At 64.2% G+C, this 13357-nt stretch carries 12 protein-coding genes; 6 read left to right on the top strand and 6 right to left on the bottom strand.

The features are described from left to right. Positions 1 to 45: 45 nt before the first annotated feature. On the bottom strand, positions 46 to 348 hold the full coding sequence (locus PPGU16_RS13085) for an ElaB/YgaM/YqjD family protein (protein WP_007584918.1): 303 nt from the start codon (positions 346 to 348) through the stop codon (positions 46 to 48). 393 nt (positions 349 to 741) lie between these two features. On the opposite strand from PPGU16_RS13085, the gene PPGU16_RS13080 reads away from it, so the two are divergent. Further along, positions 742 to 1380 carry a peroxiredoxin gene (locus PPGU16_RS13080; protein WP_180720364.1) on the top strand — a complete coding sequence of 213 codons (639 nt, stop codon included), beginning with the start codon at positions 742 to 744 and terminating at the stop codon, positions 1378 to 1380. Positions 1381 to 1483: 103 nt separating this feature from the next. Here the strand turns inward: PPGU16_RS13080 and PPGU16_RS13075 are convergent, their stop codons facing one another. Beyond that, complete coding sequence (locus PPGU16_RS13075) at positions 1484 to 2674, bottom strand: acyl-CoA dehydrogenase (protein WP_007738163.1); 1191 nt, start codon at positions 2672 to 2674, stop codon at positions 1484 to 1486. 121 nt (positions 2675 to 2795) lie between these two features. Here PPGU16_RS13075 and PPGU16_RS13070 point away from each other — a divergent pair, with 121 nt between their 5' ends. Next, positions 2796 to 3611 (top strand): IclR family transcriptional regulator, encoded by an 816-nt coding sequence (locus PPGU16_RS13070; protein WP_180720363.1) that lies wholly within the window; start codon positions 2796 to 2798, stop codon positions 3609 to 3611. Here PPGU16_RS13070 and PPGU16_RS13065 read toward each other — a convergent pair. Further along, complete coding sequence (locus tag PPGU16_RS13065; RefSeq protein WP_180720362.1) at positions 3608 to 4438, bottom strand: EAL domain-containing protein; 831 nt, start codon at positions 4436 to 4438, stop codon at positions 3608 to 3610. The two genes, PPGU16_RS13070 and PPGU16_RS13065, sit on opposite strands and share 4 nt — an antisense overlap. Positions 4439 to 4658: 220 nt before the next feature. Between PPGU16_RS13065 and PPGU16_RS13060 the strand changes: the two genes are divergently transcribed. Genes PPGU16_RS13060 through fahA form a run of 3 tightly spaced genes read left to right on the top strand, consistent with a single transcriptional unit; the run spans position 4659 to position 8666 of the window. Further along, positions 4659 to 6017 (top strand): MFS transporter, encoded by a 1359-nt coding sequence (locus tag PPGU16_RS13060; RefSeq protein ID WP_180720361.1) that lies wholly within the window; start codon positions 4659 to 4661, stop codon positions 6015 to 6017. Between the two features lie 19 nt (positions 6018 to 6036). Continuing rightward, positions 6037 to 7359, top strand: a complete 1323-nt coding sequence (gene hmgA / locus PPGU16_RS13055) for a homogentisate 1,2-dioxygenase (RefSeq protein WP_180720360.1) — start codon at positions 6037 to 6039, stop codon at positions 7357 to 7359. Further along, positions 7356 to 8666, top strand: coding sequence for a fumarylacetoacetase (gene fahA, locus PPGU16_RS13050; RefSeq protein ID WP_180720359.1), 1311 nt, complete (start codon positions 7356 to 7358; stop codon positions 8664 to 8666). Before hmgA ends, fahA begins: the two co-directional genes overlap by 4 nt. 66 nt (positions 8667 to 8732) lie before the next feature. Here the strand turns inward: fahA and PPGU16_RS13045 are convergent, their stop codons facing one another. From PPGU16_RS13045 to PPGU16_RS13035, 3 genes are all read right to left on the bottom strand, one after another. Then, complete coding sequence (locus PPGU16_RS13045) at positions 8733 to 9890, bottom strand: MFS transporter (RefSeq protein ID WP_180720358.1); 1158 nt, start codon at positions 9888 to 9890, stop codon at positions 8733 to 8735. An 80-nt stretch (positions 9891 to 9970) separates the two neighbouring features. Continuing rightward, the gene (locus PPGU16_RS13040; protein WP_109482375.1) at positions 9971 to 11128 is read right to left on the bottom strand and encodes an MFS transporter; all 1158 of its coding nucleotides are present in this window, start codon (positions 11126 to 11128) and stop codon (positions 9971 to 9973) included. Positions 11129 to 11344: 216 nt separating this feature from the next. Continuing rightward, complete coding sequence (locus PPGU16_RS13035) at positions 11345 to 12199, bottom strand: crotonase/enoyl-CoA hydratase family protein (RefSeq protein WP_180720357.1); 855 nt, start codon at positions 12197 to 12199, stop codon at positions 11345 to 11347. 273 nt (positions 12200 to 12472) lie between these two features. Here PPGU16_RS13035 and PPGU16_RS13030 point away from each other — a divergent pair, with 273 nt between their 5' ends. Continuing rightward, positions 12473 to 13030, top strand: a complete 558-nt coding sequence (locus PPGU16_RS13030) for a plasmid fertility inhibition factor family protein (protein WP_180720356.1) — start codon at positions 12473 to 12475, stop codon at positions 13028 to 13030. Positions 13031 to 13357 lie beyond the last annotated feature (327 nt).

The following is a 13357-nucleotide window of genomic DNA, read 5'->3' as shown; positions in this document are numbered from 1 at the left end:
CGCACGACCTCGCAGCCGGCCGCTTCACGCGCGCTTTCACGTGCGTTACTTGCGATTGATCAGCAGGCCCACCAGCACGCCGACGCCGGCTGCGATGCCAATCGATGCCCACGGATGTTCGTGGACATAGTCGTCGGTGGCGCGAGCGGCCTTCTTGCCTTTTTCGACGACCACGACCTGCACGTCGGCTGCCTTTTCCTTCGCCTGCTTGAGACGCGAGAGCGCCGTCTCGCGCAGTTCAGAAGCGCGTTCGCCCGTGGCGCTCGCGGCCTGCTTCAGCAGATCTTCCGCGTCTGCGAGTACGGTTTTGATATCCGACATCAATCTCTCCTTGTTGACTTCCGACATTGACTGCTCCCTTCGTGCACGCTACGCGTGAATCGTAAACCAAAGAAACGGCCGCTGGCGACCCAGCCGACCTTACGACTGACCGTGCGTCATGGGCTACGCGTGAAGTGCGCAATACCCGAACGCCATTGCATGAAGCGTTCCCGAACGTCACAGGCGTTTCATATTGCCTGCTTCGGACTGTCCCGCTCAACGTGTTGCAGAACACGCCACCGTTTGATGGAGTTGATCTGTCCCGCTAAGTTTCGTACATCCGGAAGAAAATTACAAAACCTGATAAGCGTTGCAGCCAATGTTCGTTAGAAGTGCATGTCCTGATCCCTTATGCTCTAATTTGTACCCCTCGTCCGGCCGGACGGGCAAATCATTCGAACAACTTCAAGGAGCTGCACTATGAGTCTACGTCTTGGCGATGTCGCACCCGATTTCGAGCAGGAGTCGAGCATTGGCCGCATCAGGTTCCACGAATGGCTCGGCGACAGCTGGGGCGTCCTGTTTTCGCACCCCGCCGACTTCACGCCTGTCTGCACGACGGAACTCGGCCTGACCGCGAAGCTCGCGAGCGAATTCGACAAGCGCAACGTGAAGACGATTGCATTGTCCGTCGACAGCAAGGAATCGCATAGCGAGTGGATCAAGGACATCAACGAGACGCAGGCCGCGAGCGTCGGCTTCCCGATTCTCGCCGACGGCGACCGCAAGGTGTCGGAACTGTACGACATGATCCATCCGAACGCGAACGCCACGCTGACGGTCCGCTCGCTGTTCATCATCGACCCGGCGAAGAAGGTGCGTCTGATCATCACGTACCCAGCCAGCACCGGCCGCAACTTCGATGAAGTGCTGCGCGTGATCGACTCGCTGCAACTGACGGACAACTATCAGGTCGCGACGCCGGGCAACTGGAAACATGGCGACGACGTCGTGATCGTGCCGTCGCTGAAGGACGAAGAAGAGATCAAGCGCAAGTTCCCGAAGGGCTACAAGGCGCTGCGTCCGTATCTGCGGATGACGCCGCAACCAAACAAGTAAGCGCCTGCTGCTCGCAAGGCTCAATAGCAAAAAGCCCGCGTTCATTGAGAACGCGGGCTTTTTTCTGGCCTGATCGAAGAGCCGTGCGACGGAACGCCGGGCGTCAGAAGAACGCCTGAATGCCCGTCTGCGCGCGTCCGAGAATCAGCGCGTGAATATCGTGCGTGCCTTCGTACGTGTTCACGACTTCCAGATTCACCAGGTGCCGCGCGACGCCGAACTCGTCCGAGATGCCGTTGCCGCCCAGCATGTCACGCGCCATCCGCGCGATGTCGAGCGACTTGCCGCACGAATTGCGCTTCATGATCGACGTGATTTCGACGGCGGCCGTGCCTTCGTCCTTCATCCGGCCGAGGCGCAGCACACCTTGCAAGCCGAGCGTGATTTCCGTCTGCATGTCGGCGAGCTTCTTCTGGATCAGCTGGTTCGCGGCGAGCGGCCGGCCGAACTGCTTGCGGTCGAGCGTGTACTGACGCGCGGTGTGCCAGCAGTCCTCCGCCGCGCCCAGCGCGCCCCACGCAATGCCGTAGCGGGCCGAGTTCAGACAGGTGAACGGTCCGCGCAGGCCCTTCACGCCGGGCATCAGATTTTCTTCCGGCACGAACACTTCATCGAGAACGATCTCACCCGTGATCGACGCACGCAGGCCGACCTTGCCGTGGATCGCAGGTGCGCTCAAGCCCTTCCAGCCTTTCTCAAGGATGAAACCGCGAATCTCATCCTTGCCGTCCGTTTCGAGCTGCGCCCAGACGACGAACACGTCAGCGATCGGCGAGTTCGTGATCCACATTTTCGAGCCGGACAGCGAGTAGCCGCCGTCGACTTTCTTCGCCCGCGTGACCATGCTGCCCGGATCGGAGCCGTGGTTCGGCTCGGTCAGGCCGAAGCAGCCGATCCATTCGCCCGTCGCGAGCTTCGGCAGATATTTGTCTTTCTGCGCGTCGGAGCCGAATTCGAAGATGGGGACCATCACCAGCGACGACTGCACCGACATCATCGACCGGTAGCCCGAATCCACGCGTTCCACCTCGCGCGCGATCAAGCCGTAGCTCACGTAGTTGAGGCCGGGGCCGCCGTATTGCTCGGGAATGGTCGGGCCGAGCAGGCCCAGTTCGCCCATCTCGCGGAAGATCGTGGCGTCCGTTTTCTCGTTGCGGAACGCTTCGAGCACGCGCGGCGCGAGCTTGTCCTGCGCGTAGGCGTGCGCGGCGTCGCGCACCATGCGTTCTTCTTCCGTGAGCTGCTGGTTGAGGAGCAGCGGGTCTTCCCAATTGAATTGCGCGGCGGCTGCCATGACGTATCTCCTAGACCGACCAGAGCGGAGCACCGAAACGCCGCATTCTGATCTCATGCTTGACTTGAGTTCCGCTCTGCGAAACAATGTTTTGCAAAACGACGACTGAGTTTAGCACCCGATGTCGAAACCTGCATCCATAACATCCCCAACGTCCTCGTCGTCGGCTTCCGTCGACGAGCGCAAGTTCGTCGTCGCGCTGGCGCGCGGGCTCGATCTGCTGCGCGCGTTCCGTCCGGGCGAGACGCTGCTGGGCAATCGCGACTTCGTCGAGCGCACGGGCTTGCCGAAGGCGACGGTGAACCGGCTCGCCTACACGTTGACGGTGCTCGGCTATCTGCGCTTCGACGAGGCGCTCGGCAAATACGCACTCGATGCCGGCGTGCTGTCGCTCGGTTTTGCACTGCTGTCGGGCACCGATACGCTCGAACTCGCCCGCCCGCATATGCGCAACTTCGCGCGTGAGGTCGGCGCGGCCGTGTCGCTCGGTTGCCGGGACGGTATGGACATGATCTATCTGGAGACGATCCGCAGCGAGACGGCGCTCACGCTCGGGCTCGCATCGGGTTCGAAGCTGTCGATGCTGACGAGTTCAATGGGTCGCGCGTATCTGGCCGTGCAGTCCGCCGACGCGCGCGCTGCGCTGCTGGCCGAGCTGGAGCGTGCCGCGGGCGATGAAGGCGCGCAACTGGTCGCGCAGGCACAAGAGGAGATCGAGACGTTCGCGCGAGAGGGCTGCTGCTATTCGTTTCGCGACTGGCACGACGATGTCAACGCCGTGGCCGTGCCGTTCAGCGACCCGCGAGACGGGCGGCTGCTGGTGCTGAGCTGTAGCGGCCCGGCGTCGTCGATGGGCGAGAGCGTGTTTCGGGAGGTGGTTGCGCCGCGTCTGAAGGCATTGGCGCGCCGTTTGGGGCCGGCCCCGGGAGGAGCTTAAGCCGCCCGGTTGTCGTGCACGATGAACAACGGGCCCTGCACGAACCGCACATCGTATTGCTGCAGCAGATCGAACTGCGCTTCAGTCGCCACGCGATTGAAGATCAACGGAATTTTTAGCCGATTCGCATAGCTCACCAGCGGCTTCACCATCGAATCGCGCAACGCCGATGCAGCGTCCATCTTGATGAAGTCCAGCCTCGCCATGTCCGACACGGACAGAATCTGCCCTGCGTTCGGCAGATTGCCGGCGACCTTGAATCCGTAGTGCTGATAACTCTTGGTCAGATAGCCAAGAAACGTCTTATGCGCGACTGCCGCAGGCGGCAGCTCGATCACGACTCTCGACGGATTCAATCCAAACGACATCAGCACAGCCGAGAAATGCCGGCCGTGGTCATACCGCACGCTCTTTAATAGCCGCTCGTGCACGCGCAGGAACAGCAGGCCGTGCCGCTGCGGGCCGAAGAAGTTGACGGCATGCATCGCGCGGGACATCCGGTCGAGCGCAACCAGTTGCTGGTCGTCGGGCACGTGATCGAACGGGTCGAAGCTGTCGAGCGGCGTGCCGTCAGCCAGTTGCGTGACGGCCTGGACACCCAGTTCATCTCCGAAACGGTCCGCGCTATCGGGCGACGACGACAGCGACTGCGCGAGCGCATGCACCGAGATGTCGAAGATCGGCTCATAGCTGCTGCCAAGCTCGACGTCGCCGTAAGTCGCGATGGCTTCGCCGCTGCGTGGGCCGGTGCCCATTCTCAGATGCTCGCCGAGAAACGGGTGAGTGGAAGCGCGTTCGACGAGTTCGGGGATGGTCAGCGGGATCATGAATACGTGGAGAGCGGGCTTGGATCGCGGCGGGGCGCCGCACGGTTCGATGGTAGCAGCGGCGGCCGCTCTTTCATGCACCAAATACTGATATGGATTTCGCCGTTCGTGTGGCAATCGACGCCGGATCGAGGGTTTACGTTAATTTCACTAATCGGAATCTGTTTTACTATTCGTAAATTCACGCAGCAACCCTTTACCGTTCCGCAGGAAGCGAAAGATGAGCGATTCCCACCGTTCTGCCGATGTGATCGAAGTCGAGCGCGCGCTGGCCGATGCGCATCGGCCGACGTTCCAGTTGATGCTGCTCGTGTTGTGCGGGCTGTGCCTCGTCATCGACGGCTTCGATGCGCAAGCCATGGGCTACGTCGCGCCGAGCGTGATTGGCGAATGGCACGTATCGAAGGCGGCGCTCGGGCCGGTGTTCAGTGCGAGCCTGTTCGGCATGCTGCTGGGCGCGCTCGGGCTGTCGGTGCTGGCCGACCGGATCGGACGGCGACCGGTGCTGATCGGCTCGACGTTCTTCTTCGCGCTGTCGATGCTCGCGACGCCGTTCGTCTCGACCATTCCCGCGCTGATCGCGCTGCGCTTCATCACGGGACTGGGCCTCGGCTGCATCATGCCGAATGCAATGGCGCTGGTCGGCGAGTTCTCGACGCCTGCGCACCGCGTCAAGCGGATGATGCTGGTGTCGTGCGGCTTCACGCTCGGCGCGGCCATTGGCGGCTTCATCAGCGCGGCGCTGATTCCCGCGTACGGCTGGCGCGCGGTATTCTGGGTTGGCGGCGCGGTGCCGCTCGTGCTGGCCGTGGCGATGCTCGCCGCGCTGCCCGAGTCGCTGCAGTTTCTCGTGCTGAAGGGCCGCAATGAACGCGCGCGGCAGTGGCTGGCGAAGTTCGATCCATCGCTTGGCGTCGGTCCCGGCACGCGCCTCGTCGTGCAGGAAAAAGCCGGTGGCGGCGCGCCCGTCGCCGAGCTGTTCCGCGCGGGGCGCGCGCCCGTCACGCTGATCCTCTGGGGCATCAGCTTCATGAACCTGATCGATCTGTACTTCCTGTCGAACTGGCTGCCGACCGTGATGCGCGACGCCGGTTATTCGCCGTCTACAGCCGTGATCGTCGGCACCGTGCTGCAGACGGGCGGCGTGGTCGGCACGCTGCTGCTCGGGTGGTTCATCGAACGTTTCGGCTTCGTGCGCGTGCTGTTCGCCTGCTTCGCGCTCGGCGCGCTGAGTGTCGGCGCGATCGGCGCGGTGTCGCATGCACTTGCGTGGCTGCTGGTTGTCGTGTTCGCGGGCGGCTTCTGCATCGTCGGCGGACAGCCGGCCGTCAATGCGCTCGCCGGACACTTCTATCCCACCACGCTGCGCTCGACGGGCATCGGGTGGAGCCTCGGCATCGGCCGGATCGGCTCGGTGATCGGGCCGCTGGTCGGCGGACAACTGATTGCGTTGAACTGGAGCAATGCGCAGCTGTTCCACGCGGCCGCCTTGCCCGTACTGTGTTCCGCATTGCTGGTGCTGACGCTCGCCGCCGCCACGCGTCGCCGCGGCGGCCTGGCCAAAGCGCAGACTGCTTGAGATTCATTGGAGACTTTGCATGGAATCATCCACACGACGCGAAATCCAGCCGGGCTATCAGTCCGGCTTCGCCAACGAATTCGCTACCGAGGTTTTGCCCGGCGCGCTGCCGCAAGGCCGCAACTCGCCGCAGCGCGCGCCCTATGGGCTGTATGCCGAGCAACTGTCGGGCACCGCGTTCACCGCGCCGCGCGGCCATAACCGCCGCTCATGGCTGTATCGAATTCGTCCTGCCGCCGTGCATCAGCCGTTCACGGCGCTGCCGTCGCACCGGCTCGTCGCGAATTTCGCCGACGTGCCGCCCACGCCGCCCAACCAGCTACGCTGGGACCCGCTGCCGATGCCGGCCGAGCCGACCGATTTCATCGACGGCTGGGTGACGATGGCGGGCAACGGTTCGGCGGAAGCGATGAGCGGCTGCGCGATCCACGTGTACGCGGCCAACCAGTCGATGCAGGACCGCTACTTCTACAACGCCGACGGCGAACTGCTGATCGTGCCGCAAGCCGGGCGTCTTTCGATCTTCACGGAGATGGGCAAGCTCGACGTCGAGCCTTTCGAGATCGCAGTGATTCCGCGCGGCGTGCGCTTTTCGGTGTCGCTGCCAGACGGTCGTGCGAGCGGCTATATCTGCGAGAACTTCGGCGCGCAGATGCGTCTGCCGGACCTCGGGCCGATCGGCTCGAACGGCCTCGCGAATCCGCGCGATTTCCTCACGCCGCACGCCGCGTATGAAGACCGCGAAGGCGACTTCGAACTGGTCGCGAAGCTGAACGGTCATCTGTGGCGCGCGGACATCGATCATTCGCCGCTCGACGTGGTCGCGTGGCATGGCAACTACGCGCCGTACAAGTACGATTTGCGCCACTTCAACACGATCGGCTCGATCAGCTTCGACCACCCGGACCCGTCGATTTTCCTCGTGCTGCAATCGCAAAGCGACACGCCGGGTGTCGATACGATCGACTTCGTGATTTTCCCGCCGCGCTGGCTGGCCGCCGAAGATACCTTCCGCCCGCCGTGGTTCCACCGCAATGTCGCTAGCGAATTCATGGGCCTCGTGCATGGCGCGTACGACGCGAAAGCGGAAGGCTTCGTGCCGGGCGGCGCGAGCATCCACAACTGTATGTCGGGCCACGGTCCGGACGCCGACACGTTCGAGAAGGCGTCGAACATCGACACCAGCAAGCCGAACAAGGTCGACAACACGATGGCCTTCATGTTCGAGACGCGCACGCTGCTCAAGCCGACCCGCTTCGCGCTCGAAACGGCGCAGCTTCAGGCGCATTACTTCGAATGCTGGCAAGGTCTCAAGAAACACTTCAATCCGGAGCAACGATGAACGCATCGAGCGATCTTCAGGCGACCCTCGACGCGTCGCGCAAAAGCTGGGTCGAATCGGCGAACGATCCGTCCTGCGATTTCCCGATCCAGAACCTGCCGTTCGGCATCTTCAGCGACGGGCTGAATGCGACGCGCCGCGCCGGAGTGGCGATCGGCGACTGCATCGCCGACCTGGCCGCGCTCGAAAGCGCGGGCCTGCTGACGGTGCCGTCGTCGGGCGCGGGTGACAGCGTGTTCGTGCGCGACTCGCTGAACGATTTCATCGCGCTTGGCCGCGACACGTGGCGTAGCGTGCGCATCCAGCTGAGCAAGCTGCTGGCGCGCGGCAACACGACGCTGCACGACGACGCCGAGTTGCGTAGCCGCGCGCTGATCCGTCAGGCCGACGCGACGCTGCATCTGCCCGTGCAGATTCCGGGCTATACGGATTTCTATTCGTCGAAGGAGCACGCGACGAACGTCGGCTCGATGTTCCGCGATCCGAAGAACGCGTTGCTGCCGAACTGGCTGGAGATTCCGATCGGGTACAACGGACGGGCTTCGTCGGTGGTGGTGAGCGGTACGCCCGTGCGCCGTCCGAATGGCCAGTTGAAGCTGCCCGATCAGGAGCGGCCCGTGTTCGGCGCGTGCCGCAAGCTCGATATCGAACTGGAAACGGGCTTTATCGTCGGACGCGGCAATGCGCTTGGCGAGTCGATCAAGTGCGGCGAAGCGGAGGATCACATCTTCGGTATGGTGCTGCTGAACGACTGGAGCGCGCGCGATATCCAGCAATGGGAATACGTGCCGCTCGGACCGTTCAACGCGAAAACCTTCGCGACGACCATTTCGCCGTGGATCGTCACGCTCGACGCGCTCGAACCGTTTCGTGTTGCGCAGCCCGCGCAGGACCCGCAGCCGCTCGACTATCTGCGCCACGCCGGCGATCACGCGTTCGACATCTCGCTCGAAGTGCTGCTCAAGCCGCACGGCGCGAAAGAGGCGACGACCATCTCGCGCACGAACTTCCGCCACATGTACTGGACGATGGCGCAGCAACTCGCGCATCACACGGTGTCGGGGTGCAATACGCGCGTCGGCGATCTGATGGGTTCGGGCACGATCAGCGGACCCGCCGACGATTCGTTCGGCAGCCTGCTGGAGCTGACCTGGAACGGCAAGAATCCGCTGCAACTGAAGGACGGCGGCACACGCGGGTTCATCGAAGACGGCGACGAACTGACGCTCGCGGGCTGGTGTCAGGGCGATGGCTATCGCGTCGGCTTTGGTACTTGCGTCGGTGAGATCCTTCCGGCGCATAAATGATGCTGTAGGCGATTCGATCAAACGATCCGCGCGTGGCGATCAGCTCGCGCGGATTTTTTTGCGTCTTCAGGACGCCGCGTTCACCATACCGCGCCGCTTCTCCCACAACGCCGCCGCGAGAAACGCCAGCGCGCTCGCGAGCACCACGCCGATCATCGCGTCATTGCCGACGCTCTTCATCAGCGCGCCCGCGATCAGCGGTCCGCCAAAGCTCGCAATACTCCACGACGCGCCGACCAGCGAACTCGCCGACACCAGCGCCACGCCACGAAAGCGCTCGCCACACGCGACGAGCGACAGCGTATAGATCGCGCCCGCCGCGGCGCCGAGCACATACAGCAGCGGCCAGCACAGCCACGGCGACTGCACGGCCCACGGCAACAGCGGCAACAGCACGACGACCAGCACCGCGCAACCGATATGCACCCGCTCGCGGCCGAGCCGGTCCGCAAGCCAGCCAATCGGAAACTGCATGGTCGTGTCGCCGAGCAGCAGGGCGGAAGCGAACAGCACCGCGATTTCGCTCGGAATGCCATGCGCCATCGCGAAGAGCGGCATCAGCGACAACGCGATCGTATCGAACAGCGCGAAAAAGCCCGTGCCGATCACGAGCGCGGGCATCTGCGGCAATACGTGACGCCAGCTGCCGTGCGGTTCGTGTTCATCGGACGCGTGCGGCGCCGAGCGGATCATCGACAGGACGGGCAGGGCGATCAGAAAGATCGCGCCGCAGATCAGAAAGCGCCAGTGCTCGAACTGCGCGATCTGACTGACGAGCACGGGGCCCGCCATCTGGAACAGGGTGAAGTTCGTCGCATAGATTGCGACCACGCGGCCGCGCGATGCATCGTCGGCGAGCTGGTTGACCCACGCTTCGCCGATCGTGAACAGCAGCATCAGCGCCGCGCCGCACAGCGCGCGCAGCACGGCCCAGACGAACAGATTGGCGGTGAACTGCATCAGCGCGGTGGCGATCGCGACGACCAGCACCGAGCCGATGATCGCGTGCCGGCCGCCGCAGCGCGCGGCAACCCAACCGGCAATCGGCACGATGAGCAGGCCGCCGCCCGCCTGGGCGGCCGTCAGCAGGCCGACGACGTCGGTGCCGTAGCCTGCTTGCGTCAGCGCGAGGGCGGTGAGGGGAAGGGTCGCGCCGCTGCCGAGGCCGACTACGGCCACGCTCAGGATCAGCGCGAGGAAATCACGGGAGAAGACGACTTTCATATCGGGCGAAATGCTACACCGCCCGCATGTCACGCGCTGTGATGGCGAGGTGCACGCTCCGGTTATGTCGCGTGGCGGGTTCAGCCCGCCACGGGCAGGCGCCGGTCGAGCGACACCGACCACCACGTCAGCGCGACGGCCGCCGCCGCCGTCAGGACGCCGACCCATGGCAGCGACGTGAGCGGCGCACCCGCGCCGATCGCCATGCCGCCGAGCCACGCGCCCGTCGCATTGCCGAGGTTGAAGGCGCCCTGATTGAGCGTCGAAGCCAGGTTCGGCGCGCTGCTCGCGCGATCGACGATCAGCATCTGCAGCGGCGGCACGATGGCGAACGCCAGCACGCCCCACAGGAAAATCGTGATCATCGCGGGGATTTCGCTGTGCATCGTCATCGCGAAGATAGACAGGATCGCGACGATGGCCAGCAGGAACGACAGCAGCGACTGCACCGGGCGCCAGTCGGCGAGCTTGCCGCCAATCGTGCTGCCCACCGTCAGTCCGAGGCCGAACAGCAGCAGCACCATCGTCACGGCATGCGGCGTGAAGCCCGTCACGTCTTCGAGAATCGGCGTGATGTAGGTGAAGGTCGAGAACAGGCTCGCCGACGCCAGCACGCTCGTGCCGAGCACCATCAGCACTTGCGGGTTCTTCAGCACGGTGAACTCGTGGACGAGGCTCGCTTTCTGCATTTCGATTTTCGACGGCAGACACACGGCGAGCGCGATGGCCGCGATCACGCCGATGCCCGTTACCGCCCAGAACGTCGCGCGCCAGCCGACGGCCTGACCGAGCGCCGTGCCGAGCGGGACGCCGAGCACGTTGGCGAGCGTGAGGCCCGTGAACATCAGCGCGATGGCCTGTGCGCGGCGGTTTGGCGCAACGAGGCCAGCCGCGACGACCGAGCCGATGCCGAAGAACGCGCCGTGGCAGAACGCCGTGACGATGCGCGCGGCCATCAGCACCGCATAGCCCGGCGCGATCGCGCACAACAGATTACCGAGAATGAAGATGCCGATCAGGCTCATCAGCGCTTTCTTGCGCGGCATGTTGGCGACGGCGATCGCGACGATCGGCGCGCCGATCGTCACACCGAGCGCATACGCCGACACCAGCATGCCCGCTGCCGGGATCGACACGCTCAGATCGCGCGCGACATCGGGCAGCAACCCCATGATGACGAACTCGGTGGTACCGATTCCGAACGCGGCAACGGCAAGTGCAAGCAGGGGCAAAGGCATGATGGGACTTTCACGGGAGGGTCGCGGCGGCGGACGGGAAGGCCGTTCGCGTTGCCGTCGCGCGTCTTCGGGACGAGTGCGCAGGCGTCGGCAAAGGGTAAATCAGTAGGGGATTGTACCTAAGCCATTACGGCTGTGCGGTCTGCTTCACGCACTGTTGTATTTCGTCGATTGCGGCGCCAATCCGATGCGATTGCGCTGCGAATACCCCTTATTTCAAGGGACTTTTTTGTCGAACCCGCTGCCGTGACGGCCCGCCCCGGCGGCAAACGCCGCCGCGCCCGCTACCCCTTGCGAGAACACGGCCGCGTAGCCGCCCGCGCCCTCGCGGCGCAGCGCTTCGGGTAGATCCTCGAGCGGCGAGTTTTCATAGACGGAGCGGCGGTCGGCCAGCAGCGCCGCCTGCGGGAAGGCGGCCAGTTCGGCGGCCAGCTGCTCGGCGGCGGCGCGCGCGGCGCCGTTCGGCACGACGCGGTTGGCAAGGCCGAACGCGAGTGCTTCGTCGGACGTGACTGCGCGGCCTGTCAGGATCAGATCGAGCGCGCGCGAGTGGCCGATCAGACGCGGCAGCCGGATCGTGCCGCCATCGATCAGAGGAATGCCGACGCGCCGGCAGAACACGCCCAGCACGGCGTCCGCTTCCATCACGCGAAGATCGCACATTGCCGCGAGTTCCAGGCCGCCCGCCACCGCATGCCCTGCAATCGCCGCGATCACGGGCTTGGTGAACATCATGCGTGTCGGTCCCATCGGTCCGGGGCCGCTGCCGTCGGCGTGCAATTCGTTGCGCCGCTCGTCGTCTTGTAAAGCAGTGAGGTCCGCGCCTGCGCAGAAGGTGCCGCCTGCGCCCGTCAGCACGGCGGCGCGCCACGCGTCGTTGGCCTCGAAGCGGCGGAACGCGGCAGCGAGGGCTTGCGCCGTCGGACGGTCGATGGCATTGCGGCGCGCGGGGCGGTCGATGACGATCGTTGCGACGGCATCGGACGGGAGCGCAACTTGCTGTTTCTGTGCACTTGGGGTTTTTTGTGCAGTTTCGATTCGCACGAATTCGCCGAACTGTTCGCTAGCCATCGTTCTCTCCGTTTCGGGCTGCGCTGCAAGACCTAGACTGGATGAAGAGCACTGAAAAAAACACGGTTGTGCGCGTGGCGACACCCTAAAGAACTGCGCAAAACGACCGCTAAACCGGAAGCAACAGCCTTCGCGACGATGCGTGGCGCACGGGCGGCGATGCAGCGCGAATCGCTTGCCGACAAGTCACGCGGTTTTAACAATCGACTCGTAGCTTAGGCGAATTTCGAACAGCCAGGGCGCGCGCTCGCACCGGCGCATGGAGTCCGCCCTATGTCCTCATTGATGGAACTACCGATTACGCCTCCCGAGGCAGCGCCGTCGTCCGGCAGCGAGCCTGTCTGGATCGTTCCGCTGCACGAGCATCCGCCGTATGGCCACGTGCGCCTGAAGCGCGTCTTCGCGACGGACGGCACGCGCCATCAGGTCGTGCTGGTCGATGCGCGCAAGCTCATTGCGTGCGCCGATCGCGACGACACCGATTACGTGTTGCCTCCTGTGCAGGAATGGCACCCCGGGAAGTTGCGCGGCATCCGTGAGTTTCTCGATCCATCGAATGCGCGGATTCCGCATATGCCCTATGTGACGATTTCGACGCGCTGCGCGCCGGGGCTGCTCGGTTGGCTCAGGCTGGAGCATGAAGGCGTGGTCGCGTTCCGCAACGGGCAGCATCGCGCGCGGTACATGATGGCGGCGGGCGCCGTGTGGTTTCCAGTGGAAGTGCATGAGCGGGAGGCGGCGCTCTTGCGCCAATATTGTGGCGCGTCCGATGATGCGCGCACTGCGTTGCGACCCAGTTCGGGGAATGTGGCTGGCGGGCCGCGTTCCTGAGCGGGTTTTTGTGTGGGTTTGTCGGCGACGCCGTTGGTTTGGTTTTTTGGGGTTTGTTCGCTGGCATCCGCGTGATGTTATTGGTTTGCTAGCGTTGCCCCTGTGCGGGGCGGCACCTACTTTTCTTTGCCGCCGCAAAGAAAAGTAGGCAAAAGAAAGCGGCTCACACCGCCAGTTCTTGTGTTTGCCTGAGGGCCCCCAGCGGGTCCTACGCTTCACACGGCAACACGCCATTCCGCGCCCGCTGCAAACGTTCTCCCTGTACGCCTCACCCGCTTCATGTGCCCGCGTCTCGGCACGCCGCGCCAGAAAGTCCACGGCCGCCCA

Origin of the sequence: Paraburkholderia largidicola, from assembly GCF_013426895.1 — a bacterium.
GTDB classification, from domain to species: domain Bacteria; phylum Pseudomonadota; class Gammaproteobacteria; order Burkholderiales; family Burkholderiaceae; genus Paraburkholderia; species Paraburkholderia largidicola.
Note: the sequence above shows the minus strand (reverse complement) of the source record. Positions and strands in the feature narration are given on the sequence as shown.

What these genes read in the sequence shown, in the direction of transcription:
- PPGU16_RS13085 (WP_007584918.1), bottom strand. Translation starts at nt 348, where the DNA reads ATGTCGGAAGTCAACAAGGAGAGATTGATGTCGGATATCAAAACCGTA.
- PPGU16_RS13080 (WP_180720364.1), top strand. Translation starts at nt 742, where the DNA reads ATGAGTCTACGTCTTGGCGATGTCGCACCCGATTTCGAGCAGGAGTCG.
- PPGU16_RS13075 (WP_007738163.1), bottom strand. Translation starts at nt 2,674, where the DNA reads ATGGCAGCCGCCGCGCAATTCAATTGGGAAGACCCGCTGCTCCTCAAC.
- PPGU16_RS13070 (WP_180720363.1), top strand. Translation starts at nt 2,796, where the DNA reads ATGTCGAAACCTGCATCCATAACATCCCCAACGTCCTCGTCGTCGGCT.
- PPGU16_RS13065 (WP_180720362.1), bottom strand. Translation starts at nt 4,438, where the DNA reads ATGATCCCGCTGACCATCCCCGAACTCGTCGAACGCGCTTCCACTCAC.
- PPGU16_RS13060 (WP_180720361.1), top strand. Translation starts at nt 4,659, where the DNA reads ATGAGCGATTCCCACCGTTCTGCCGATGTGATCGAAGTCGAGCGCGCG.
- hmgA (WP_180720360.1), top strand. Translation starts at nt 6,037, where the DNA reads ATGGAATCATCCACACGACGCGAAATCCAGCCGGGCTATCAGTCCGGC.
- fahA (WP_180720359.1), top strand. Translation starts at nt 7,356, where the DNA reads ATGAACGCATCGAGCGATCTTCAGGCGACCCTCGACGCGTCGCGCAAA.
- PPGU16_RS13045 (WP_180720358.1), bottom strand. Translation starts at nt 9,890, where the DNA reads ATGAAAGTCGTCTTCTCCCGTGATTTCCTCGCGCTGATCCTGAGCGTG.
- PPGU16_RS13040 (WP_109482375.1), bottom strand. Translation starts at nt 11,128, where the DNA reads ATGCCTTTGCCCCTGCTTGCACTTGCCGTTGCCGCGTTCGGAATCGGT.
- PPGU16_RS13035 (WP_180720357.1), bottom strand. Translation starts at nt 12,199, where the DNA reads ATGGCTAGCGAACAGTTCGGCGAATTCGTGCGAATCGAAACTGCACAA.
- PPGU16_RS13030 (WP_180720356.1), top strand. Translation starts at nt 12,473, where the DNA reads ATGTCCTCATTGATGGAACTACCGATTACGCCTCCCGAGGCAGCGCCG.